The 23,960-nt window shown below is 64.2% G+C and carries 16 protein-coding genes; 2 read left to right on the top strand and 14 right to left on the bottom strand.

Translation table 11 applies throughout. The annotated features are described in order from the left end of the window. Positions 1-23: 23 nt before the first annotated feature. The 5 genes from BKX98_RS07010 to BKX98_RS06990 form a co-directional block, all read right to left on the bottom strand. Positions 24-980: a PP2C family serine/threonine-protein phosphatase gene (locus BKX98_RS07010; protein WP_052253520.1), complete on the bottom strand. Its 957-nt coding sequence runs from the start codon at positions 978-980 to the stop codon at positions 24-26. Continuing rightward, the gene (locus tag BKX98_RS07005; protein WP_073706669.1) at positions 980-2,191 is read right to left on the bottom strand and encodes an adenylate/guanylate cyclase domain-containing protein; all 1,212 of its coding nucleotides are present in this window, start codon (positions 2,189-2,191) and stop codon (positions 980-982) included. Before BKX98_RS07005 ends, BKX98_RS07010 begins: the two co-directional genes overlap by 1 nt. Further along, positions 2,188-2,736: a hypothetical protein gene (locus BKX98_RS07000; protein WP_073706668.1), complete on the bottom strand. Its 549-nt coding sequence runs from the start codon at positions 2,734-2,736 to the stop codon at positions 2,188-2,190. Before BKX98_RS07000 ends, BKX98_RS07005 begins: the two co-directional genes overlap by 4 nt. A gap of 86 nt (positions 2,737-2,822) precedes the next feature. After that, a complete protein-coding gene (locus BKX98_RS06995; protein ID WP_052253521.1) occupies positions 2,823-3,689 on the bottom strand; it encodes a biotin--[acetyl-CoA-carboxylase] ligase in 867 nt (288 codons plus the stop codon). Between the two features lie 58 nt (positions 3,690-3,747). Continuing rightward, positions 3,748-4,605, bottom strand: a complete 858-nt coding sequence (locus tag BKX98_RS06990; protein ID WP_073706667.1) for an NAD(P)-dependent oxidoreductase — start codon at positions 4,603-4,605, stop codon at positions 3,748-3,750. Positions 4,606-4,800: 195 nt separating this feature from the next. Between BKX98_RS06990 and BKX98_RS06985 the strand changes: the two genes are divergently transcribed. Next, positions 4,801-6,411 (top strand): acyl-CoA carboxylase subunit beta, encoded by a 1,611-nt coding sequence (locus BKX98_RS06985; protein ID WP_038989817.1) that lies wholly within the window; start codon positions 4,801-4,803, stop codon positions 6,409-6,411. A gap of 52 nt (positions 6,412-6,463) precedes the next feature. After that, positions 6,464-6,682, top strand: a complete 219-nt coding sequence (locus tag BKX98_RS17020; protein WP_073706666.1) for an acyl-CoA carboxylase subunit epsilon — start codon at positions 6,464-6,466, stop codon at positions 6,680-6,682. Between the two features lie 79 nt (positions 6,683-6,761). Here the strand turns inward: BKX98_RS17020 and BKX98_RS06975 are convergent, their stop codons facing one another. The 9 genes from BKX98_RS06975 to BKX98_RS06935 are packed head-to-tail and all read right to left on the bottom strand — an operon-like array spanning position 6,762 to position 23,847. Then, positions 6,762-7,463, bottom strand: coding sequence for a hypothetical protein (locus tag BKX98_RS06975; protein WP_073706665.1), 702 nt, complete (start codon positions 7,461-7,463; stop codon positions 6,762-6,764). 18 nt (positions 7,464-7,481) lie between these two features. After that, on the bottom strand, positions 7,482-9,032 hold the full coding sequence (locus BKX98_RS06970) for a serine/threonine-protein kinase (protein ID WP_073706664.1): 1,551 nt from the start codon (positions 9,030-9,032) through the stop codon (positions 7,482-7,484). Next, complete coding sequence (locus BKX98_RS06965) at positions 9,029-11,011, bottom strand: FHA domain-containing protein (protein WP_073706663.1); 1,983 nt, start codon at positions 11,009-11,011, stop codon at positions 9,029-9,031. The genes BKX98_RS06970 and BKX98_RS06965 overlap by 4 nt, the downstream gene beginning before the upstream one ends. After that, positions 11,008-11,832: a PP2C family serine/threonine-protein phosphatase gene (locus BKX98_RS06960; RefSeq protein ID WP_073706662.1), complete on the bottom strand. Its 825-nt coding sequence runs from the start codon at positions 11,830-11,832 to the stop codon at positions 11,008-11,010. The genes BKX98_RS06965 and BKX98_RS06960 overlap by 4 nt, the downstream gene beginning before the upstream one ends. Beyond that, positions 11,829-12,926: an RDD family protein gene (locus BKX98_RS06955; protein ID WP_083586674.1), complete on the bottom strand. Its 1,098-nt coding sequence runs from the start codon at positions 12,924-12,926 to the stop codon at positions 11,829-11,831. Before BKX98_RS06955 ends, BKX98_RS06960 begins: the two co-directional genes overlap by 4 nt. Beyond that, positions 12,917-15,271 carry a transglutaminase domain-containing protein gene (locus tag BKX98_RS06950; RefSeq protein WP_083586673.1) on the bottom strand — a complete coding sequence of 785 codons (2,355 nt, stop codon included), beginning with the start codon at positions 15,269-15,271 and terminating at the stop codon, positions 12,917-12,919. Before BKX98_RS06950 ends, BKX98_RS06955 begins: the two co-directional genes overlap by 10 nt. Further along, the gene (locus BKX98_RS06945; RefSeq protein ID WP_038989824.1) at positions 15,268-16,587 is read right to left on the bottom strand and encodes a DUF58 domain-containing protein; all 1,320 of its coding nucleotides are present in this window, start codon (positions 16,585-16,587) and stop codon (positions 15,268-15,270) included. The genes BKX98_RS06950 and BKX98_RS06945 overlap by 4 nt, the downstream gene beginning before the upstream one ends. After that, positions 16,587-17,597: a MoxR family ATPase gene (locus BKX98_RS06940; RefSeq protein ID WP_038989825.1), complete on the bottom strand. Its 1,011-nt coding sequence runs from the start codon at positions 17,595-17,597 to the stop codon at positions 16,587-16,589. The genes BKX98_RS06945 and BKX98_RS06940 overlap by 1 nt, the downstream gene beginning before the upstream one ends. 49 nt (positions 17,598-17,646) lie before the next feature. Continuing rightward, the gene (locus tag BKX98_RS06935) at positions 17,647-23,847 is read right to left on the bottom strand and encodes an Ig-like domain-containing protein (protein WP_073706661.1); all 6,201 of its coding nucleotides are present in this window, start codon (positions 23,845-23,847) and stop codon (positions 17,647-17,649) included. Between the last annotated feature and the right edge of the window lie 113 nt (positions 23,848-23,960).

Genomic DNA, 23,960 nt, shown 5'->3' with positions numbered 1-23,960 from the left:
GACTGTTTAGCTGGCTTGGAGCCCTAGTTCCCAGGTGCGTCCGCTGGTGCGGGTTCGGCTGCCAGCACGTCAATCACGATCACTGCGATGTTGTCCCGGCCGCCGGCTTCCAGCGCAGCCGCAGTGAGTATCCGGGCCGCTTCGGTGCGGTCCTTGTAGTTCACCAGCAGGGTCTGCAAAATGTCTTCGGTCAATTCGCCGGAGAGCCCGTCGCTGCACAGCATGTAGCGGTCGCCGATGCGTGGCTGCAGGACGGTGACGTCCGGCTGGCTTTCGGCGCCTGCGCCCAGGGCGCGGGTAATCAGGTTCCGGTGCGGATGGTTGCGCGCTTCCAGCTCGGTGATCTGCCCGGCATCCACCATTTCCTGCACGGCCGAGTGGTCGCGGGTCAGCTGCTGCAGCGCACCGTCGCGCAGCCGGTAGCCGCGCGAGTCTCCCACGTTGACCAGCAGCAGGCTCGGGACTTCCTCGGTGGCCACCGGCAGCGGCGCGGTAGCCGGGGCCAGGTTGGCGCGGTGGTTCTCCAGCATTTGCGGAGTGATCTTGGAAATCACGTCGGTATTCTGCGTCATTGCGAAGCTGGAGGTCCACGGCGGAACGGCGGCCAGCGGAGCGGTCACGCTGTCCCGGCCCTTGCTGGGGGTCTTGATCTGCACCAGGGCGCACAGGGTCGTGCCGCCGCGCGATTCAAGCGCTTCGCGGATGCGGTCATCGGCCAGCTGCACCTGCCGCTGGACATCCGGCACCGAGGGCAGTTTCCGCACCGAGGTCTTATTGGCGAAGGTGCAGATTTCTTCCATGGTTTCCACCGCAAGCTGGCTGGCCACCTCGCCGGCTTCATGCCCGCCCATGCCGTCGGCAACCGCGTACACGATGTCGTGCATCAGGATACGGTCCTGGTTCTGCGAGCGCTTGCGTCCCACGTCCGTCAGGCCCGCCGCGGCGAGGATGAAGGGAACCGGGGCTGGTTCATTAGCCATCAGTCAATCACCAGTCCTGCTCCCTCGCCTGCCGAGAGTTCGTAGGGTTGGATATCCCCGAAGCCGCGCACCGCGGTAATTTCCTGGGCGGTGAGCACGAAGCGTGCATCATTGCGCAGCGTATTCGCGGTAATCGCATCGGTCAGCACGGTGCCGGGCTCGGCCAGCGAGGTCAGCCGGGCCGCCATGTTCACCGTCGGTCCGTAGATATCGCCCAGGCGCGAGAGCAGCCGGCCCCAGACCACCGCTCCGCGGGTTTGCGGGAAGAGCTCGTCCTTGGCCAGCTCGCGCGAGAGGGACAGCGCGATCTGCGCGCCGGCCTGCGGGGTTTCTGCCACGTAGAGCACTTCATCGCCGATGGTCTTGACCAGGCGGCCGCCGCCCACGGAAATGATTTCGGCGCACTTGGCCTCGAAACGCTGGACCAGCTGGGCCAGCGTGCGCTCGTTCATGCGCCGCGACAGCGAGGTGTAGGAGACCAGGTCGGCGAAGCCCACCGCACGGGCCAGCGGCAACGGGGTGCCGCCGTCGTCCTCGCCGCGGTCCTGGTTGTAGGCGGCCACGCCGGTTTCCACGCGCAAGGCCATGCGGTGCACGGCGGAGTTCAGCTGGCGGCGCCACGAGTAGAGCAGCAGGTCCTCGATGGCGGGGATGATTTCAGGCAGCAGGCTGAACAGCTGGCGGCGGGCTTGGCGGTCGGACAGGTTCTGGTTGGCGATCATGTCCTCGACCAGTGCCTCGATCTGCCAGACCACCATGCGGTCGGTCATCTGGCCGACCGAACGCATCAGCGAGATGGCGGTTTCCTCGGTCAGCGTGCCTTCGCGGACCATGCCCACCATGGTGCCCAGGGCTTTCTTGTCGGCCTCGGTGAAGAACACTTCGTCATCGCTGAGTTCCGGGAAGCCTATGGCGCGCCACAGCTTGCGTGCCGAGTGCAGGGAGACCCCTGCCTCGGAGGCGACTTCGCGGCGGCGGAATTCGCGCTGGCCGCCGATGAGCCGTTTTTCCAGCGAGGCGACGGTGTCGCGGACAGCCTCGGGGGTGTGGGCCGGAATGCGCAGCGGGCCTTCCATGGCCTCGGCAAGTTCGAGAATTGGATCCGATTCGGCGGGGGCTGCCGCGGGAGCGTGCTGGCGGGCGCCACGGACAGCCTCGGCGGCGGACTGCGGAGAGTCTGCCCGAGGTGTGTTGGTGTGCTCGGTGCTCATGCCCCCATGCCCTCACTGTTCGTCGTTTCGGTGTGCGCCATACTCTGGCTGCTGCGCAGGTTCGCCATCGCCTCCATTGCCAGGGAACGGAAATACTGTACCGAGGGCACATGCGAGAGCCGCACGTATCCCTGGTTCAGCACGATATCCAAGGTTCCCGCACGCGTCATGGCATTTTTCGCCTTGCTGTGCGCGACCAGGTCGCGAACTGTAAATAATCCTACAGATTGCAGCTTGCCGTCGTTATACGTCGGCCGGAACATGATCCGCTCGGTAGTCAGCACGATGCGGCTGCGCAGCCACCGGGCCCAGGGAATCACGCTCCAGATGAGCACCAGCGCGGCCCAGAGGACTACCGCAACGATCATCCACACATTCGCGTTGGAAGCCAGCCAGTCCGAGAGATCATCCCGGGAAAGATAGCCAAGCGAAAACGTGCATAGTGCGGTCAAGACGAGGAAGGCTCCCATGGGCTGGCGCAGCACTCGGGAATGCTCACGAGTTTTGATGATCACTCGTTCCCTTTCATGCAGCGGCAACTTCATCGTGTTGTTCCTCGTCCCTCCTGTTCCCGGCTGAGTGCTTCGGTCGTCTCTTCCAATACTAGTCCCGGGCCAATACCCAAGCCGGGTTAGGCATACTTTCCGTCGGCGCGCCGCACGTGGTGCACGTCGCCCGCCAGCACATGTTCACGCTGCCCGGTGCCGTGTTCCAGCACCAGCGAGCCATCGGTGCCCAGCTCTATGGCAGTGCCCACCAGCGTGGACCCGTCAGGGAATTCCACACGCACGTCATGTCCCAGCGTGGCCAGTTTGGCGCTGACCAGCTGGTGCAAGGATTTCCCGTTGCTTGCCGGCAACGGCATCTGCGCCATGCCGCCGACTTGGCGGAATCCCCGGTCCAACACCGCAAATTGCTTCAGGTACTCAGCCAGCAATTCGGTGCGGTTCAGGTTCTTCGCACCGGCCAACCGCAGGGATGTCGCGGTAGCCACCGGAAGTTCCTCCCGGCTCTGGTTCACATTGATTCCGGTCCCGACCACCACTCCATAGCCGTTGCCGGCAGGAACCATTTGCGCCAGGATGCCGCAGACTTTCTGCTCGCCAGCCAAGAGGTCGTTGGGCCATTTGATGCCCAGTGGAACGCCGCAGGTATTCTCGGCCGCCCGGCTCCAGGCCAGCGCCGCCAGCATGGTGTACCAGGAGAGGGATTCGGGAGGGAAGCCAGGTCCGGGCACGGCCAGGACGCTGACGGTGAGGGAAGATCCTGCCGGGGTCACCCATTCACGGCCCAAGCGCCCCTTGCCGGCCTGCTGGTGCTCGGTGTAGTACACGCTGAGATGTCCGGCCTCGCCGGTGCTGGCCAGTTGCGCCAGCTCGGTATTCGTAGAACCGGAGGTTGGCTTGAGATTGACCAGCCCCAAATCCAACGGGGCGGTGAGCTCATTGAAGATCCGGGAATCGAGAACAGCGCGGTCGGTGCCATACGGGTTTTCCATATCTCCAACCCTATGGCACCGGCCGCCCATTATTCCCTGTTTTACCCCGCTTGACTGCCTACAGGAAGATGTCCTGGACCAGCGGGATCTGCGGGTTCAGGGTGTACTTCTCCAGATCCGTCTCCCCGGCCAAGGTCAGCACCTGGCCGTCGGTGAAGAAATTGCCGCTGACGCCCGCGGGCGGGCTGGCAAGAATTGCCATGGCCGCGTCTGCCACGACCGAAGCGTCGCGTGCACCCTGGACCATTTTCTGCCCGCCCGGCAGGTTGCGGATTGCTGCGGTGTCGATCAAGGTTTCAGGCCAGAGCGAGTTCACCCCGATGCTGTCTTCCTTCAGCTCCTCAGCGAGCCCAAGGGTGGTCAGCGACATCCCGTACTTGGCCATGGTGTAGGCCAGGTGCTGCCCTGCCCACTTGGGGTCCAGGTTCAGTGGCGGGGAGAGGGTCAGGATATGGGCATGCTCGGAAGCGTGCAGGTACGGGAGCGCTGTCTTGGACAGCAGGAAGGTGCCTCGGACGTTGATGTCCTGCATCAGGTCGTAGCGCTTCATATCGACCTGGTCGGTCTTGGCCAGGTTGATGGCCGAGGCGTTGTTGACCACGATGTCGATGCCGCCGAATTTTGCCACCGCTTCCTCCACGGCGCGCTGCACGTCGGCGTCCACGCGGACATCGCCGACAACGGCCAAGCCCTGGCCGCCGGCTTCCTCAATTTGCGCAACGGCGGTATGGATGGTCCCTTCCAGCGTCGGGTGAGGTGTATCGGTCTTGGAGAGCAGAACCACGTTGGCCCCTTGCCGGGCTGCGGCCAACGCGATGGCCAGGCCGATGCCGCGGCTGCCCCCGCTCATCAGGATGGTACGGTTCTTCAGGTTGCCGGGAACGGGCGCGATAAGAGTGCGCGATTCAGTAGTCATGTGATACAGATTACGCGATGATCCGCCACTAAGCTACCGATCAGTAACTTATTCTGGCGTGCCACGCACCAGATATCGGGCCATTTTGTAAGATTCCTACAACCGAAAGAGCTGTTTCCCCAGCTAGACTGGCTTGGATGGCATTTTTCTTGTGCCATTCCTACACATTGAAGACAACTCAAGGGAGTCGAAGGCATGACGCAGGGCAGAACTGAGGCAGCCGAGTCAATCGACCTGTCCACCACCGCCGGAAAGCTTGCTGAGTTCCGCCGCCGCCAGAAGCTCGCTGAAGCGCCAAGCGGCGAAGCGGCGATCGAAAAGCAGCACTCCCGCGGCAAGCACACTGCCCGCGAACGCATTGAAATGCTCATGGACGAAGACTCCTTCGTCGAGTTCGACGCACTTGCAGTCCACCGCTCCACCGCCTTCGGCATGGAGAAGAAGAAGCCATTGGGTGATGGCCTGGTCTCCGGCTACGGCACCGTGGATGGCCGCCTGGTGGCCGTCTACTCGCAGGACTTCACCGTTTACGGCGGCTCGCTGTCCCAGGTCAACGGCGAGAAAATCGTCAAGGTCCAGGAATTCGCGCTACGCAACGGCTGCCCGGTAGTCGGCATCCTCGATGGCGGCGGTGCCCGCATCCAGGAGGGCGTCGCGTCCCTGGCCATGTTCGCTGACATCTTCCGCAACAATGTCCACGCCTCGGGCGTTGTCCCGCAGATCTCGCTGATCATGGGCCCATCGGCCGGCGGCGCCGCCTACTCCCCCGCGCTGACCGACTACGTGATCATGGTCGACAAGACCAGCCACATGTTCATCACCGGCCCGGACGTCATCAAGACGGTGACCGGCGAGGAAATCGACATGGAAACCCTGGGCGGCGCCCGCCAGCACAACGCCAATACCGGTACCGCCACCTACCTTGCCTCCGATGAGGAAGACGCTGTGGAGTTCTGCAAGGAACTGCTGGACTTCCTCCCGTCCTCCAACCTCTCGGATCCGCTGATTGCCGAATTCGATGAAGAACTGGATATCACCGCCGAGGACCTGGAGCTCGATACGCTCATCCCGGATTCGGCAAACCAGCCTTATGACATGCGCACCGTGATCGAGTCGGTTGTCGATGATGAGCACTTCTTCGAGATGCAGTCGCTCTACGCACCCAACGTGATGATTGGCTACGCCCGCATCGAAGGCCGCACCGTGGGCATTGTCGCCAACCAGCCAATGCAGTTCGCCGGAACCTTGGACATTGCCGCCTCGGAAAAGGCCGCCCGCTTCGTGCGCAACTGCGACGCCTTCAACATCCCGATCCTCACCTTCGTGGACGTGCCGGGCTTCCTGCCGGGCAAGGACCAGGAGTTCCAGGGCATCATCCGCCGCGGTGCAAAGCTGCTCTACGCCTACGCCGAGGCCACCGTGCCGAAGCTGACCGTGATCACCCGCAAGGCCTACGGCGGAGCGTACATCGTGATGGGCTCGAAGAAGCTGGGCGCAGACCTGAATCTGGCTTGGCCTACCGCGCAGATCGGCGTGATGGGTGCCCAGGGCGCGGTGAACATCCTCTACCGCCGCGATCTGGCCGCGGTGGAAGCCGAAGGCGGAGACGTCGAGGCCCGCCGCAAGCAGATCATCGACAACTACGAGGCCGAACTGCTCAACCCCTACCAGGCCGCTGAGCTGGGCTACGTGGATGCGGTCATCGCCCCGAGCGAGACCCGCTTCCAGCTGGTTCGCGGTCTGCGCGCGCTGCGCGAGAAGCATGCGACCCTGCCTCCGAAGAAGCACGGCAACATTCCGCTGTAAGCGGCAGATCCTGCCCGACCAGTACCCACCAGAACCACAAAGGAGCACGCCGATGGACCAGAACAGCGCCTTGCCTGTTGCCCCGCAGATCCGCGTCACCAAGGGAAACCCGAGTGACGAGGAATTGGCGGTGGTCACCGCATTGCTCGCTGCCATGGGCAACGCTCCCGCGCCTGCACCGCAGGCCGCAGAGCCCAAGAAGCGCGTAGATCGGATTCGCCGGCGCCGCGCACTCGTTCCGCGTTTAGGCTGGACCATCGGACGCCGCTGAGCATTCCAAAGGCCAATGTGCTGAACAATTCCGCAGGGAATCGTCCTGCCCATTGGCCTTTGGCGTACCAGCCGGGAACCTAGTCTTCGTCGGGTACTTCGGAATCCAAGATGGCCAAATCGGCACGGTTGACCAGATGCGAACTCACGGCGTGCTCCACCAGCCGGGCGCGACGGTTGGTGGCCAGTTTTCCGGGTCCCCCGCGCAGTCCGGCAACGCCCGCCTTGTCCAATTTGTCGCACACGTTATCGAGTTTGCGATTGAACTTCGTAATTCCCCACCCCAGCCGTGCGGCAGCCGCCGCGCTGGTGGGAATCGAGCTCAGCCCGGTGCCTTCGCGGCGCAGCATCGGCTCAGCCAAGACCACTACCAGCGCCCGCTGGGCACTGGTCAGCAGCACCGGCCCAATGGTGGTTTCTCCGCAGGCATCGTATTCCAGGTAGTCCTGGCGGAATGCCGGCTGCGCGACATGAATAGACAGCTCATAGGTGGTGGGACCGGCAGTGAACACCACGCCCACCCGGTTGAGCACCAGCGGCAGGCTCGACTCCGGCGACAGCCAGGCTTGCAGGCCGCCGGTTCGATCCGCAATGGTCGCGGTCAGCCGGCTGCCCACGTTGTTGAGCCACCACAGCCCGCTGTGCTTGCTAATCGTCAAGAAGTGCCGGTGCAAGTACGGATTGTCGTCGATTGCGAGGTCGCCTTCACGTCCGATGGTGAAGGGCTTGCCGTCCTGGACAGGATAGTACTGCCCGCAGTACTCGATAGTTACTTCACTCATCGCTTATGCCTACCTTGCTTAACCTGCGCCGGTGCAGAACCGTGCTCCATCCGAGATACGTCCATCATCGCGCACGAGCTTGACCTCGATACAAGTTTGCCCGCCTTCGCCGATGTCGGTAGTCGCGCTGGGAGACTTCGTCTGCTTGAACTCTCCCGTTTCCGTTGCGGTAATGGGAGCCCAACGGTAATGGTCATCCTTATTCGGTTCCGGGTTGGACCAGCGGAAGGTTACCGTTTCTCCCACCGTAGAGTACTCGAAATTATCCACCTTGGGGACGGTGCCGCCAACTAATGCGTCCTTGGGACCGTCCGTGGCGGTAATGGGCGGGCCGGTACGCTGCGCGGCTTCCTGCTCCGGCAAGAACATGTTTGCAATGAAGGCGCCGCCAACCAAGATGAACAGCACTATGCCCACCGCGATGAATATCTTCGGCAGGCTCTGGCGTTGCTTCGGCTCTGCCGGCTTGGCCGATGGCGTTCCGGATTCGTCTTGCGCTTTATCTTCTGGGTTCGGAGCCGGCGCAGGTTCCTTCGGCATGTGCAGCCGCGGTATCGGCGCTGACGGTCGTACCCGCCGTGCCTGTTGCCCGGGAACGGAGGAAATCATCGGTGCAGAAGGCAGCGGACGCTGCACGTCGCTGATCGAAATGACATTGCGGACGCGCGTGCTTTCACCGTCATCCTCCTCAGCCGCTTCGGCAGGTTCTTCGATAACCTCAAAAGGAGTGACCGAGAAGCCCAACTCGATCTGGATTCGCTGCAGGGAGCGGGCGAATTCGGCGGCCGAGCCGAATCGCGAAGCCGGGTTCTTCGCCATGGCTACCGACAACGCCTGGTTCAGCGACTCGGGAACGTCAAGCCGCTCCAACGGCTTCAATGGAGAATTGCAGATCCGCTCAATGAGCACTGGCTGCGCATTATCCTGTCCCGGCCGGACGAACGGCGAATGCCCTGCCAGAACTGTATAGATCGTGGCACCGAGCGAGTATACGTCCATGCGCACGCCCGGAGGCGTGTCGCCGCTGAACGCTTCCGGGGCGGACCATGGAACCGACAGCCCTGCGGTGTGCGATCCGATGGTTCCCGAGATGCCGAAGTCGGTCAGGGCCGGCCGGTTGTAGTCAGTAGTCAGCACGTTTCCCGGCTTGATGTCTCGATGCACGATGCCCGCTAGATGCGCGGTATGGACCGCTGAGCACAATTGGATGACCAAGGTCAGCGTTTCATCGATGCTCAAGACACCGCGGCGGTAACGGGCATCCAAGGAAGGCCGGGAGCAATACTCCATGGCCAGATAGGAACGTCCGTCATCGGTGATCTCCGCTTGGTAGATCGTGACGATATAAGGATGGGTGGACAGCTGGGCCATCAAATTGGCCTCGGCCTCGAAACGTTGGCGGGCTTCCTCATCACTGACATCAGCCAGCAGCACCTTGACCGCCACCTTGCGGTTGGGCCGGTGCTGCTCGTAAAGATAGACATCGGAGAATCCGCCGGTACCCAGTGGCTTGACGTACGCGAATCCCGGTATTTGCGGTGCCGGAGCTGGCGCGCGCTTTGGGCTCACGGCAGATCCTCGAAGCGGATGCTGACGCCATCACCCAAGTCAGCGACGTCGCCGTTGATCAGCATGATCTCCTGGTGGCGGGACAGGCGCCGTGGCCGCTGCCCTTCGCGCAGCAGCACGGTGCCATTGGTCGCACCAAGGTCCACCAGTTGCACATGCCATCCCTCCACACGCACGTGCAGGTGCGAACGGGAGATGTCGCCGCTGGGGCTTTCAACCTTCAGCAGGCGGGGTTCGCTGTCGGATTTGACGGCTCCTGCGCTTGGCTGGCGTCCGAGGACCACCGAGCGGTTCAGCTCGTGGGCGTATTCGCGGGTACCGCCGTGGTCGCTGACAATCATGCGGCCCATGGCAGGCTTGCGAACCTGCTGCGTCTGGGCGGTCAATCGCTCGCCGCATTGCCTGCACGTCGACGCGGTGGGTGGATTGGGGTGCCGCTTGGAGCAAGAGCGCGCCAGGATGAATTCATTCAGGGACACCGAACTTTCTGTACCGTCCTTGGCATCCAACCCTGATGAAGGCCTGGATTTCGGAACACTGGAGCCGCGGATGATCGTGTGCTCGTCGTCAGCTGGTTCGGCGGGAAGCGCAGCGATGGCAGGACCTGCCGGACGGGGCTTGATAATCGTGTCCTGGTCATCGCCCTGGCCGGTATCGTAAACGGTCTCTGCCGCACCTCTGGCTCCGAGCAGCTGCCCGGCAAGCGAGAGTTCCTCCGAGAAAACTTCCTGCTCGTATTGCGCTGGATCCTGGGTTGCTTCTGAGTCAAAGGTCCGGTCGTCCTCGGCATCCTTTGCCGAGGCCTTGACTGGCGTGGCCTCATCGGCCGCCTTGGCCGCGTCGGCTGCCCGTGCCAGCACATCAGCTGGGCCCTTGGGATCTGCAGCTTCCTTGGCTGGTGCAGCGTTCGGTGCAGCAGCAGGCTTGGCCGCCGCCGGTGCCGTGTCCTTTGCTGGCGGCGCAGCTGACTTGGCAGTAGCCGGTGCTGGATTCTTCGCTGGCGTTGCATCCGACTTGGCAGCCGCTGGTGCAGGATTCTTTGCCGGCGCCTCAGTTGGTTTGGCCGCATCAGATGCGGAAGCAGCCTTAGCCGGAGCAGAAGCTGGCTTGGCCGTAGCCGGTGCCGGGTCCTTTGCTGGCGCCTCAGCTGGTTTGGCCGCATCAGACGCAGAAGCAGCCTGAGCCGGAGCAGAAGCTGGCTTGGCCGCAGCCGGTGCCGGATCCTTTGCCGGCTCCGCTGCCGGCTTAGCCGTGGCAGGCGCAGGGGTCTTGACCGCAGCAGGCTTGGCTGCGGCAGGCGCAGGGGTCTTTGACGAGGCAACAGCCGGCTTGGCAGCATCTGTCGCAGGAGCAGACTTAGCTTCGGAAAGCGCAGGAGTTTTTGCCTGAGCTACCGCAGGTTTTGCAGCATCAGATGCTGCAGCGGGCTTAGCCGCAGCAGGAGCCGGAGCCTTCGCCGGATCAGCGGCAGGCTTGGCATCAGTCGGTGCCGGGGCTTTAGCCGCGGCTGGAGTCTTTTCCGCAGCGGTGGGGTCCTCTCCTGCGGCCCATTCCAGCTGCGATACGCGTACGATGCCTTCGCCAATTGGCAGCGCGAATGTGGCTTCGGCTTTCGCCGAACCGGTGCTCAGCGTCCACGACTTCGACTCCCCCAGCTTGCGTTCGGCCCAGGTGGCGATGCCTGCGCCGCTCACCTTCTCCTCGCCGGAGGCAGTCCGGGCGATGAATTCCGGGGCACCGCGCAGGATCAGATGCGGTGCGCTGTCACGGGAGATCAGAGCGAAGTTCGGCAGGTCGGCAATGTTCATCTGGTACATCGGCAACAGCTCCGAGAGCAGTGCTTCCACCGTGGTCTTCCCATTGAGCTTGGCCCACAGGCCATTGACCTGTTCTGCGCTCGCGCTGGAAGGAAGGAGGACAATGTGCTGGCCATTGACTAGGGCGTACCAGTCTCCGGGAAGGTAACGCAGGCTGTTCATGATTTCTCCTCTTGGTGGCTCGTAGTCGATATGCGCGGAATAGTAATGCCAACATCATCGGGGTGCCCATGCTCCACATCGGCAACGATCACGCTGATATTATCGCGTCCCCCGGCATCCAGGGCCGCTTGGACCAGTTCTTCGGAAGCTTGCTGGGGATCCGGGAACCGCGCAAGGATTTCCTGGATTGCGGCATCGCCGACTTCGCTGCTCAGACCGTCTGAGCAGACCAGGATGCGCTCCTGCCCTGCCAGCGGCACCAGCCAGTAGTCCGGTTGGCTGTTGGCGTTGATTCCCAGGGCGCGGGTGATCACATGCCGGCGTGGATAGGTGGCTGCCTGCTCGGCGTCCAGCTCTCCGATATCCATCAATTCCTGCACTTCGGAGTGATCTACGCTGACCTGTTGCAGCACTCCCTGGGTCCACAAGTAGGTGCGCGAATCGCCGACATTGAACACCAGCAGCTGGGGTTCTTCCGCCCGCCCGCTGGCGGCGCCTGCATCAATCAGCACGGCCCCGGCCAGGGTGGTGCCGGCTCGACCCGAGCCCGCCTCCACGATGCTGCGATCAGCTTCGACCAGCAGGGTATCCAAGGTCTCCGGATCCAGCTGCGCGCCGGCATCTATGAATCCATCGCCAAGGATCTTGAGGCACAGGGCGCTGGCTATTTCGCCTGCTTCATGCCCGCCCATGCCGTCGGCAATGGCCAGCAGCCGTTCAGAGGCCAGCAAGCTGTCCTCGTTCAGGGCGCGGCGCAGTCCACGGTCAGTTGCCTGGCCGTGGCTGAATCTGAGGCTTGCCCCAGGGTTGAGATCTGTCACGGACGTTCCACCTGGAAATAGCGGTCGCCAAAGTACACGGTATGGCCAATCATTGCCTGCTCCGGCTTGCCCGGAACAAGTTCGCGCACGTTCCCGTCCTCGTCGACAATGCACGAACCGTTGCCCGAATCCCGGTCGGTCACCCAGACGCTGCCAACGCCTGGCTGGATCAGCAGATGCGTTTTGGAGACCGTGCGGTCCGGATCATCCAGTGCAACCAGGTGGACACCCACATCGCCATCCGAGTACGAGGGGTTGCGCCCGATCAGGATGCTGCCGGCCAGGTCGAGGCACTGGCTATCGTCGAAGAGCAGATGCACGGCATCCGGGGATTGCGGACGAATTTGCGTATGACCGAGGTCTTCATCCGGATCAGCTGCGGCCTCGGTGGAGGGAACCTCAACGATCTTCGCTTCCGGCTTGGGCCGTGCGGAGGGACGGGGACGAACCGATTCCTGCGCTTCGGGGGCAGCGGCGCGCACAGCACCTGGCACCGAATCGATGACTCCACCAGAAGTGCCCTGCGCATCGTCCGGCTCCCCCACAAAGCGGCGGCCCGGAGCATACTGCTGCGGAGGCGCGAAGGACTGCGGCCCTGCGGCGCCCCCGGTGGTCAGCGGGTCACGTCCAGCCTTGATATCCAGCACCAGCGTCCCGGCCACCTTGTCATGCCAGCCCTGCTTCTTGCCGTTCGCATCGAAGTGATTGGAGATGACCATCAGCACCGATCCAAGAATCGGGACGATGCCTGCCACAGCGATCAGCAAGCGGCGGATGATGGTTTTGCCCCAGCCCGGGCGCTCGCCCTTGAGCGTGGTGGTGCGCAGCCCGAGGAGCACATTGCCCAGGGTCTTGCCCGAGGTAGCTTCCCACCACCACAAGAACACCGTGTAGGCCAGTGCGAGGACGCTGTACAGGATATATGTTCCGGCGATTTCGCCCGCAAGCTGCGGAGCGCTCAGCGAGGCCACCATCTTGGAGGCGATCATCGGCAGGAAAATCACCGACAGGACCAGCACCGGCAGGAAGTCGATCAGCCATGCGAGCAGCCGCTGGGTAGTTCGGGCATCGACCAGATCCATCTTTACCGCCATGGCTTCCTCCGGTTTTTCTGTTGCAGTATTCGTGCCGTCTTGGCTGTCTTCGCAGCCAGATCATGTATCAGGGATCGTGGGGAGTACTTCACGCGCATCCTGCCGAAGAATCCCAGCGGTTCCTGCATCTTCCGGGTATGCGCAATGACATCTTCCCAATACTTCCGCACCTGTTCCTCGGTCGGCTGCTCATGGGAGAAGTTCGCCGCGTCCGCACGCTGCGCCAGGGAGCGCACCGGATCGGACAGCGCCGGGAAGCCGGCGGCCAGCACGCTCGCGCTTTCCCGCCGGGTCGCGCCGTTGGCCGTAGCGATACGGTGATCCGTGGCATGGCTGAGCAGTTCCTGCCAGCCGCCGCTCATGCGGTCCCCTGTGCTGCCGGACTTCGCCCGCTTCTCGCGGCGGCGCAGCTTCAGCAGGGCAATCAGCAGCAGCGGCGAAAGCAGGAGCAGCAGCGACCCCAGCGAAATGCCGACAACGATGATGACCTGCCCCCAGCGCTCCCAGAAGGTTTCAGGTTCCTCTTCCACTTCCTGCGGCTCCGGTGCAGTTTGCGGCGGCAAGTCGGCTTCTTCCTGCGCCGGCGGCGGAGGCTGCAGCACCTGCGGCTGCGGCACGGCCTTGGGTTCCTGTTCCGGAGGGGTCGGCTGCTCATCCTCGTTGGGCGTCGGGTTGAAAGCAACCCAGCCTACATCTTCAAAGGCGATCTCCACCCATGCGTGGACATCGGAGCCCTTGATTTCGACTGCCTTTTCAGGCGCGTATTCCTCGGGATAGAAGCCCATGACCACGCGCGCAGGAATCCCCTGCTCGCGGGCCATCAGCGCCATCGCAACAGCATACTGCTCGTCATCGCCAATCATCTGCTCGGCATCGAGCAGGCTGGTGATGCGTCCCGCGCCGTGCCCGGACAGCGAGGGCACCTGTCCCTCGGTGCCGTTGGAGAAGAACCCGGTTCCGGAGAGCATCGCTTCGATGCTCCGCACACGCTCCAGGTCCCCGCGGCCCGATCCGATGAATTCAGCGGCTTTCGCTCCCGCTATGGCTGGAACATTGGCCAGCTCAGGCATGCGGAACTGCGCCAAGTCCAGTTCGTTGAGCTGCTCATCGCTGGGCTTGGCCGGGAACAGCACCTTGGCCGTGTAGGCATCGCCCTCCGCCAGCCCGATGGAGCTCAGCGCGCTCTCGGAGGAATCGCTGTAGAACAGCGAACGGGCCAGTTCATCTTCACGCCCTCCGGTCAGTTCCATGCCCAGCAGCTTGCCACCGGACGGAACCCACACGCCTTGATAGTCCTTGATCGAGAATTCAAGCTCGGCGGCTTCGCGGCCTTCCACCGTGTCGGCCGAACGGATATCGCTGGCATCGCCCACCGGGGCGAAACTGCCACCCGCGGACGGATCCACGTTGATGACCATGCCGTTGTAGGAATCCAGGGCGGCCAGGCGGATGCGCTCGTCCTTGGGCAGGCCCTTGACGGTCATCAGGGTGTCGTCAGCCATCGTTTTCACATATTTGCGGAAACGCGTCAGGGGGCTTGGGTAGTCATAGAGATCCACCGGCGGTTCCAGTGCATCGCGCAGCACCTGGCGCGGGGTTTCCGGGGCCAGCAGCGGCGTGGCCGCCGCGGTCGCGACGCCGGCACCGGCCAGCACCAGGGTTCCGGCAATCACGCGGCGCAGCAGCAGCTGCTTGGAACCCTGGGAGTCAAGCTGCTCGTGGTTCAGCGAACTGAATCCGCCGGAAACACGCGTATCGATGAAGCGCCGCCAGGCAAGCCAGCCGACCAGCACCGCGATGAAGGCGACGCCGCGGGCGACGGGCATCGGCACATCGCGGGTGCCGAAGACAATGCCGAGCACGAACATTGCCAATAGCGGCAGCAGCGTCCAATACGGCGAGCGCAAATGCCAGGCGGCCAAGCCGGCCAGCAGCGCGGTGAGCAGCGCGGACAGGAAGGCCACAATCAGCACGCCCCCGTAGGAACCTACCGGTGGCGCCACGGTGAGCATGTCTTTCCAGCTGAAGACCAGGCCGGTCAGCAAGGTGCGCAGGGATTGGCCGGTGGGCAGGAGGCCAAAGGCTGCCTCTCGCGGGGTCGCCAACGGCGTGCCAAGCACGAGGTACAGCAGCGCGAACAGGCCCAGGGTCCGCCAGGTGCCCAGCTTGAAATGCACATTCGCCCAGGCCAAGGCAAGGCCGGCAACCAGTCCGCCAACGGCAGCGAGGATGAAGTTCAGGCTCGCGCCGTAGGCTTCCAGCAGACCCAGCGCGCCAAGCACCAGGGCCAGGGCGAGGCAGGCCGCGTCGACGCCATAGCGCCAGAGGGGAATCGTCTGTTTCATGCCACGGCCTTTCGCAGCATCACGCCGAGTTCTTCCAGCTTGCCGAGGCTCAATACGGTCAGCTCGCCAATATTCGAGCGCGAAGGTTCAATCCCGGTTTCGCAGCGGATGGCGATGGCGCGCACGCCGGCCGGCACGTGCATCCATGCCTCGCGCAGCGATTTGGCGCTGGTTCTGGTGCCGGTGAGGAAGAAAATCACCGAGGCGCCGGGCACCGTGCCAGCGGTGTGGCGCACCACGTCCACCAGGTTCTCGCGCTGGCCGGTGGCCGCCTCGATGCGGGTCAGCCCGTCCATCATCTGCCGGCCGCTGCCGGTGCGCACCGGGCCCTGCTGGGTCAGGATGGCCAGCTTGCGCTGTTCGGCCACGGCCTGCTGGCCGATGGAGGCCGCCACCGAGATGGCCAATTCGAAATCCTCCTCGGCGTGCGCCTCGGCGTACTCGTCCAGGTTGGTGCTCAGCGACAGGGCCAGGTGCGAGCGCCGGGTCTCTTCGAACTGGCGGACCATCAGCTCGCCGGTGCGGGCCGTGGATTTCCAGTGGATGTGCCGGCGGTCATCTCCCGACTGGTATTCGCGCAGTGCGTGGAAGGACACGTCGGAATTCGAGAGGTCGGAGGTGGGCATGCCTTCCAGATCACGGATGAACCCGGCCGAGGAGCCATCCAATGCGGTGGTGCGCGGATGGATGAACAGCTCGTAGCTTTCGGTCCATTTCACCTGCCGGCGCAGGATCGCAAAGGGGTCCTGGCGGACCGAGCGGACCGGGCCCACATCGAGCACCTGGCGGCGCTGGGTGGGGATGGTGAACAGGTCCTCATGCGTTTGCTGCGGTTCCAGACGCGGGATCCGGAACTGGGCGGCGCCGTGGCCCACCGGAAGTTCCATCATCACCGGTGCCGAGCTGCGCGAAGCCTTGTTGGCTACCTGCATGGCTCCCACGGCGCGGTCCCCCACGGCCACGCGGGTGCGGTGCAGATCCAGGTCGACGCTGAAGTCGTTGCGGCCCAGGACGAAACCCACCGAGGCGAGCAGCAGCACGGTGGCCATGAAGGCACCCAGCAGGGCTTCCTGCCAGCCGAAGCTGGCGCCCAGGATCCACAGCAGCACCGCGGTGCCCAGCAGCACGAAGCCCAGCGGGGAGATGACCGTGGCGATCGGTGCGAGGTACCGGGTGGACAGTTCCCTGGCCCGTGCCGTGGCAGGGTCCAGGTAGTCGCGCAGCACCGCCATGGCCTCGCTGGCCATGGTCAGCGACTTCTCGGCCCCGCGATTCAGCTTGCTGTTCCGTGCAGGACGCTTAGCTCGTCGGCTCATTAATGCTCGTCCTGGTCCTTGCTCTCGGCTTCGGCGGAGTCCTCGTCGCCGCGGCGGGTCGGGGCCGGGACCTTGCGCAGCACCGAGGCGATGACCTGCTCGGCGGTGGTGCCGGTGAACTCGGCTTCCGGGTCAAGCACCAGGCGGTGGGTGAAGACATGCGGCGCCAATTCCTTGATGTCATCGGGCAGCACGTAGTTGCGGCCCTGGCTGGCGGCCCAGACCTTGGCCGCGCGCACCATCGCCAGGGCGCCGCGCACAGAGACGCCCAGACGGGTGTCGGCGGAGTCGCGGGTCGCTTCGCACAGGGCTGCGACGTATTCCAGCACGGCGGTATCCACGTGCACGGTGGTGGCCAGCTCGGCCATTTCCACCACTGCTTCGGTGGTGATGATGGCGTTCAGCGCGGCCGAGCGGTCGCGCTGGGTGCTGCCCGAGAGCAGCGCCACGGTGGCCTCGCGGTCGGGGTAGCCGATGGAGGTCTTGATCAGGAAACGGTCCAGCTGCGCTTCGGGCAGCCGATAGGTGCCTGCCTGCTCGATCGGGTTCTGGGTGGCGATGACCATGAACGGGCGGGCCTGCGGGTAGGTGGTGCCATCGACGGTCACCCGGCCTTCTTCCATGACTTCCAGCAGCGCCGACTGGGTCTTGGGCGAGGCGCGGTTGATCTCGTCGGCCAGCACGAGGTTGGCGAAGATCGGCCCGTGGTGGAAGTCGAATTGGCCGCTGCGCTGGTCGTAGATGGTGATGCCGGTGACGTCCGAGGGCAGCAGGTCCGGGGTGAACTGGATGCGCGAGTTGCTGCCGCGCACGGTGGCGGCCAGCGAACGGGCCAGCATGGTCTTGCCGGTGCCCGGTGCGTCTTCGAGCAGCACGTGCCCTTCGCTGAGCATGGCGGTGAGCACCAGCTTGATGGTCTGCTCCTTGCCCAGCACGGACTGGCCGACGTTGGACACCAATTTGGCGAAGGTATCGCAGAACCAGTTGGCCTGCTCGGTGCTCATGGTCATGGCAGTGTTTGTTCTTTCTGTACGTCTTGATGCCCGGTCGATGCCGCGCTTATCTGAAATTAACGTGGTCGGATTCGGTGCCGTCGATGCGTGCGAAGTACGGCTGGGAGTATCCCGGCTCGATCACGCATGGCAGGTCCTTCGAGGCGCGGCCATTGCCGTTGACGTTGAAGGTCACGTAGTTATCCGAGAACATCCCCCCGGAGTGGTAGCACTGGGCCAGGTAGGTGTGGGTTCCCGGGGCGAAGTTGTAGAGTTCCACGTGGTACTTGTAGCAGTTCGGCGGGCAGGTCGAGTTCGAGTAGCCGTTGTACATCGGCCCCTCGGTCAGCTTCACCGAACGGGCCGGCTTCGGGTTGGTCTTCTCCGTCTTGGACCAGGACCTGGATTGGCCTTCGGTATCCGTTGCCACGATCTTGATGGTGCGGCTGGTGGAGTAGCCCAGGCCGGTGACCTTCTGCGAGCCGTCGTTCTTGGTGCTGTTGCCACCGATCTTCACTGTCTGGGTGACCTTGCGTCCGTTGGATTCTCCGGCGGCGGTATTCCAGCTGAAGGAGATCCAGTCGTTGCCGTGCGACGCGGAAATCTTCGCGTTGTCGCGCAGCGGACCGTAGGCGCTGGTCTTGTTGCTGGCCGGGCTGGCGGTGCCTGCGCCGGCGGCGTTCAAGGCGCGCACGCGCCAGGTGTGCGCGGTGCCGTTGGAACCGGTGTCGATCACCGAGCCGGGTCCGCCGAAGGAGTTCCATCCTCCGCCGTCGGTGGAGTACTGGTAGCCGGTGATCTTCGATCCGTTCGCGGCAGGGGCCTGGAAGTCCAGCCGCACCTTGCGGTTGGCTCCGGTGGCCTTGGCGCTCACGCTGGACACTGCCTTGGGCCGTCCGTACGGGGTCACCGCCACCGACTTGGAGCTCTGTTCCGAGCTGCCCTTGCGGTTGGTGGCGGCAATGGTGAAGGTGTAGGAACCGGAGGTGCTCAGGCCGGTGACCGACTGGCTGGTCTGGTTGGCGGGAATCGAGCCGATGGTCTTCTCCAGGGTGCCGGACTTGAAGACGCGCAGGGTGTAGCCGGTGATCGGCGCGCCGTTGGTGCCCGGGGCGTTCCATGCCACGTTGACCACGCCGCCATCCACCGCGGAGTCCTTGCGGGCCGCGGTAGGCGCCGCTGGCTTGAATGGCTTGCCTGCCGGGGTGACCGCTGCCGAGTAGGCGCTGAAGGCCGATGGCTTGGAGGCCTTGTTCACCGCGCGCACGCGCACCTGGTAGTCGGTGCCGTTCTTCAGGCCCTTCCAGGTGTAGGAGGTGCCGGTGATGCCGGTGACCTGGGTGACGCCGTTGGCCGGTGCCGGGGAAATCTCCAGGGTGTAGCTCTGGATGGCCGAACCGCGGCTGACCGGGGCGGTCCACTTGAAGGCGGCCTGCTGGTCGCCGTCGGTGCCGGTGGGGGCGGCCGGCTGCTCGGGTTCCACGTCCGGACGGGCGTCGGCAGATTGCGCCGAGGCCGGGGATTCGCCGATCTCGTTGGTGGCGGTGACGGTGAAGTTGTACACGGTGTCGTTGGCCAGCGGGGTGATGGTGCAGGTGGTGGTGGCGCACTTCTGGGTGTGCCCGCCGCCGCGCACGGTGTAGCCGGTGATGTCCGAGCCGTTATTTGCCGGTGGGTCCCACTGCAGCACGACCTTCTGGTCGCCGGTGGACTGGACGCGCGGCAGTCCCGGGGCTTCCGGGGCGCCCTTGACGTTCAGCGTCACGGTGCCGATGACGTTGCGGGCCACATCTTCGGTGACATCGCCAATGGTGTATTCCACCCGCATGGTGCCCACGAAGTCGTCGTTCGGGGTAATTGCCACCTGGTCGCCGCGCGTTTCCACCGTCCCGGTGTCTTCCAGGGCGCGGGCGTTGATCAGGCGCAGCGGACCTTCATCCGCGTACGGGTTGTGGTCATTGGCCAGCACATCAACCACTTCGGTCTTGCCCTGGGCGGCATCGGGGACGTTGTCGGCCACGGCTACCGGCAGCTCGCGCACCGAGCCGGTGACGGTAATGGCCATGGCGGCCGGGACCGGCGGGTTGACGCCGTCGCTGACCGTGACGGTCACGCTGCCGGTGGTGCCCTTCGGGGTCGATGCTTCGGCGCTGACCTTCAGGTTGTGCCCCTCGACCAGTTCGGCCGTCACGCCCTGGATGTCCACCGAGGCAATGGCGAACTTCAGGTTCGGGACGTCCTCTTCATTGGCATCGCCGGCGGCCATGCGCAGGTCCAGGAAGGCAGGCTCCTCGCCCTGGCCCACGGCCAGGGAATTGGCCTGCAGGGTCGGAGCGAAGTTCTCCTCGTCGGGCTGCTCCTCTTCTTCTTCCTCTTCCTCAGGCTCGTCCTCTTCCGGCTGGCCTTCCTCGTTCTGGTTCTGGCGTTCCTCGGAATCGTTCTGGCGCGGCGCCGGGGTGACGTTGATCGGCAGGGTCAGCTTGGACTTCAGCCCCTTTTCATCGTCGGGGCCGGTGCCGTCGGTGACTTCGAAGCTGACGGTCGCCGAGCCGTCGAAGTCAACCGGGGCGCGGAAGGACAGCTCGGTGGCGGACTTGACCAGTTCGCCGTCGTTCTGCGGCATCGAGGTCACCGATTCCTCGGTGGTCAGGCGCGGGGTGCGGCCATCGCGCACGAGGACCAGGTCTTCCAAGTTCAGCGGCAGGACTTCTCCCGCCTGGACCTGCAGGTTCAGCCCGCTGCGCAGGATCGGACGGGCGCCGGCGGTGCCCGGCACGTGGACGAAAGCAGTTGAGGTCAGTTCGTCCGGGTCGGTCAGGGTGTAGGCGATGATCTGCGCCTCTTCGGTGGCGGTGACCACCAGGCCGTCCTCGGTCACCTGGGCGGTGGACGGGTTGTCCGGCAAGCTGATTTCCAGTTCGCTGGAGCTGCCGTCCGGGTCCTCGTCGTTGCGCAGGATATCGACGGTCACCTGCTCATCGGCAATGACTTCTTCCAGCGACACACGGTCGTCGCGGGCAATCGGGGCGAGCAGCTGCGCCTCGGGATCGGACTTGACGCTCAGCGTGCCCGCCGCGGTGCCGCCGCGGCCATCGGAAATCATGTAGCGGATCGACACGTTGCCGTCTTCCGGAGGCGAGGTGAGGGTGACGCGGCCGTCAACGACTTCCACTTCGGTGCTGGATTCGGTGGAGACCTCGCTCATCAAGGCGATCGGGTCGCCGTCCGGGTCGGTGTCGTTGTCCATCACGTCCACGGCGACCGGGCGGTCAGGGCGCACGGTCAGGAAATCGTTGACCGCTACCGGGGAATTATTGGATTCGGCCAGCGGCGCCACGCCGATCTTGATCGTGCCGGTGGCGCGGGCACCCAGGCGGTCTTCCACCACGTAGCTGAATTCGTCGGTGCCCGAGGCATCGGGATTAGCCGTGTAGTCGATGGAGGCCCCGCGGATCTTCGCGGTGCCCATGCGCGGCGAATCGCCGAATTGCACGAGCGACACCGAGTCGCCATCGGGGTCGATGGCGTCAATCGGGACCAGCACGTTGGTGCTGGATCCGGCGAACACGCGCCCGGTGACCGGTTCAGGGTTCGGCGGGCTGTTCTTCTCCAGGTCGTTGGCTTCCGCTTCGGGCAGCACGTTGAAGGTGACGCTGGCGCTGGTTTCCTGGCCGTCGGGTCCGGCCACGGTGTAGACCGCGGACACCTGCTTGGCCTTGCCGCCGAAGTCGCCGGCACGGAAGCGGATCGTCTCATCGGCGACCGAGATCAAGAATCCCTCGCCCAGGTCATCGGCTTCTTCCAGGTCCGGGCGCAGGATCAGCTCTCCGCCGTTGGGGTGGATGTCGTTTTCCAGGACCTTGACGGTGGCCACGTCGTTTTCGCGGACGGTGACGGTGTCGGGGTTGGCCTGCGGCGGATCCATGCGCGGCGGGGCCGGAATCGGGATCACCCGGATGGAGCCGGTCGCTTCGCGGGAGCCGTTGGAGACGGTGTAGCTGATGGTGGTGGGGTCGGTGAGGCCGCGCACGTCGGTGATGCGCACGAACGTATTGCGTTGCACCGAGGTGGAGAATGGCTTGTCGCTGGCGGTCTGCACGCCGGTGACCACCAGCACGCCGCCGGCCGGGTCGGTGTCGTTGCCCAGCACGTTGACCAGCACATCCTGGCCGGCAGGCAACAGGGCTACATCGCGGACAGCGATCGGGTCCTCGGCCTTTTCCTCCGGCTTCTTGATGTCGATGCGGGCCAGGCCGGGGGCGCTGGCCGGGCCGTTGGTGGCCATGTATTCGACGTAGTAGGTACCGGCCCGTTCGGCGCGGGCGGTCACGGTTCCGGTCTGCGCATTGGTCTTCAGTTCCAGTCCGGGCACATCGTCCACGCCGGCCAGGCGCAGTCCTTCTCCGGTGGGGTCCGTGTCATTCTCCAGCGGGGTGAAGCTGGCGGATTCATTGATGGTGGCCACCACGTGGTCGGTGGCGGTCACCGGCTTGACCACGGAGTCGGCCAGGACCTCGATCAGCACCCGGCCCTTGGTGCCTTCCTGGCCGTCGGAGACCTGGATGGCCAATTCCTTCTGGCCCAGCTTCTTTCCATCGTCCTGGAAGGTCAGGGTGCCATCGGGCTGGACCCGGATCACGTCATCGCCCTCGGAGGTGCCGCCGAGCAGGCGCAGGTCATCGCCTTCCGCGTCGGTCCAGTCGGTGAGCACGTTGTGGCTGACCGATTCGCCCTGCTGCACGCGCAGCACGGTGGTGCGCTGCTGTTCCGGGGCCTTGTTGGTGTCTTCATCCACCACGTTCAGCTTGACCCGAGCGGTGTCCTGTCCCCCGCGGCCGTCCTTGGTGGTGTAGGCGAAGCTCGCCCCGCCCTTGGCGTCCTCGGGAACCACAATCTGGAATCCGGTGCCGTCATGGACCGGCTGCACGGCTCCGATCGAAGGCGCAGCGCCCTCCAGGTTGGCAGTCAGCAAGTCGCCGTCCGGGTCCACGTCGTTATAGAGCACCGGGAGCAAGGTGGTGCGGCCGGGGCGCACCGAATAGGTGTCGTCTTCGGCAATCGGCTTCTTGTTTTCTTCGGTGCGGTTGGGCAGCTCGATGGCGTCGGTGATTTCCTTGGTTTCTTCTTCCTTGGCCTCGCCCTCGCCGGCAGGCGGTTCCAGATCGCTCCAGTTGCTGACGATTTCCATGCCTTCATTGGCCAGCCAGACCTGTCCCGAATGCACATCGTTCAACACGACCACGTCGCGGTTGACGCGGAATGCCAGTTCAGCGCCCTCGGTCATTTCCGGGATTCTGGTGTTCTGGTTATCGGCCGGGTTGTCGCAGAAGCGAAGGTACTCGCCGCTGGTCTGCCAGGCCGCGTAGGTGCAGGATCCGACGCGCACCGGCTGGATCGGGGTGCCGGCGGTTTCCAGCTGCTCGTAGTTGGTGTCTTTGCCGGACAAGCTCACCGTTGCCAGCGACTGGTCCAGTGCGACGGCAATGGTCTCGGCTTCCGGACCCGGGGACTGGATTTTGGCGTTGGCCGGGTTCTCCAGGATCGCGGAGCCGCCTTCGGAGGTGACCAGCTGGCCGCTGGCATCGTCGAAGACCACGCCGACCTTGCCCACGGCCGAGAGCTGCGGCTTCTTCATTTCGGCCAGTTCGGGAATTTCGATTTCCTCGCCGAGCTCGGCTGTTCCCTCGTCGTCCAGGGTGAAGCTGGACAGGGTTCCGGCGCCAATGTCTGCGGCCCAGATGGTGTCATCGGCGCCAACCACGGCGGCGACTTCGCCCTTGGATTCGATCAGCGGTTCGGCGCCTTCGCCTTTGAATTCCGCGATCTGCTCGAGATTGCTGGCATGGACGGTACCGTGTTCTGCGTCGGTAACTGCAACAACTGAGGCGCCGAAAGAGAAGGACGAGTTGGCAGGCAGGTTGTTGTCGCCGGCGAATTGCACCATCGCGGGGTCGATGGTGGTCAATGATGCCTGCTCAATGTTGCGCACCAGCACGCTTTCCTCATGCTGGACCAGGTCGTAGTTGGCCAGAGGGGTGGCGACGCCGCCGTCAATGGTGCGCGACTGGTAGTTGACATGCCCGATTTTGCCTTCGGACTGATTCACCACCCAGACGCCGCCGTCGTTCAGTTCCACGTCAGCGGTTTCGAAGCCCGGATAGATAATGGCACCGGTTACGGCAAGCGCCGCCACCACTGGAATAGCAGTCACCTTGAAGCCGGTGCTTTTGGGCAGTCCGGTCCATCCGGTCGAAGCGGCTTTTGCCATCTAGAGGTCAGTCCTTGTTTTGCTGGTACGAGTGCGCGCTGGAATCCGGCCTTATTCCCCAAAATCAGATTCGTCGCCCTCCAATTCTAACGAACTGACAAAACCATCGCCAT

Origin of the sequence: Glutamicibacter sp. 0426 (assembly GCF_001906485.1) — a bacterium.
Taxonomy (GTDB): domain Bacteria; phylum Actinomycetota; class Actinomycetes; order Actinomycetales; family Micrococcaceae; genus Glutamicibacter; species Glutamicibacter nicotianae.
The sequence above is the reverse complement of the archived record's forward strand: the minus strand, read 5'-3'. Positions and strand labels throughout refer to the sequence as shown.

Bases quoted from the DNA above. Each gene is read 5' to 3' on its own strand.
- BKX98_RS07010 (WP_052253520.1), bottom strand. From the start codon at position 980: ATGGCTAATGAACCAGCCCCGGTTCCCTTCATCCTCGCCGCGGCGGGC.
- BKX98_RS07005 (WP_073706669.1), bottom strand. From the start codon at position 2,191: ATGAGCACCGAGCACACCAACACACCTCGGGCAGACTCTCCGCAGTCC.
- BKX98_RS07000 (WP_073706668.1), bottom strand. From the start codon at position 2,736: ATGAAGTTGCCGCTGCATGAAAGGGAACGAGTGATCATCAAAACTCGT.
- BKX98_RS06995 (WP_052253521.1), bottom strand. From the start codon at position 3,689: ATGGAAAACCCGTATGGCACCGACCGCGCTGTTCTCGATTCCCGGATC.
- BKX98_RS06990 (WP_073706667.1), bottom strand. From the start codon at position 4,605: ATGACTACTGAATCGCGCACTCTTATCGCGCCCGTTCCCGGCAACCTG.
- BKX98_RS06985 (WP_038989817.1), top strand. From the start codon at position 4,801: ATGACGCAGGGCAGAACTGAGGCAGCCGAGTCAATCGACCTGTCCACC.
- BKX98_RS17020 (WP_073706666.1), top strand. From the start codon at position 6,464: ATGGACCAGAACAGCGCCTTGCCTGTTGCCCCGCAGATCCGCGTCACC.
- BKX98_RS06975 (WP_073706665.1), bottom strand. From the start codon at position 7,463: ATGAGTGAAGTAACTATCGAGTACTGCGGGCAGTACTATCCTGTCCAG.
- BKX98_RS06965 (WP_073706663.1), bottom strand. From the start codon at position 11,011: ATGAACAGCCTGCGTTACCTTCCCGGAGACTGGTACGCCCTAGTCAAT.
- BKX98_RS06955 (WP_083586674.1), bottom strand. From the start codon at position 12,926: ATGGCGGTAAAGATGGATCTGGTCGATGCCCGAACTACCCAGCGGCTG.
- BKX98_RS06950 (WP_083586673.1), bottom strand. From the start codon at position 15,271: ATGAAACAGACGATTCCCCTCTGGCGCTATGGCGTCGACGCGGCCTGC.
- BKX98_RS06945 (WP_038989824.1), bottom strand. From the start codon at position 16,587: ATGAGCCGACGAGCTAAGCGTCCTGCACGGAACAGCAAGCTGAATCGC.
- BKX98_RS06940 (WP_038989825.1), bottom strand. From the start codon at position 17,597: ATGACCATGAGCACCGAGCAGGCCAACTGGTTCTGCGATACCTTCGCC.
- BKX98_RS06935 (WP_073706661.1), bottom strand. From the start codon at position 23,847: ATGGCAAAAGCCGCTTCGACCGGATGGACCGGACTGCCCAAAAGCACC.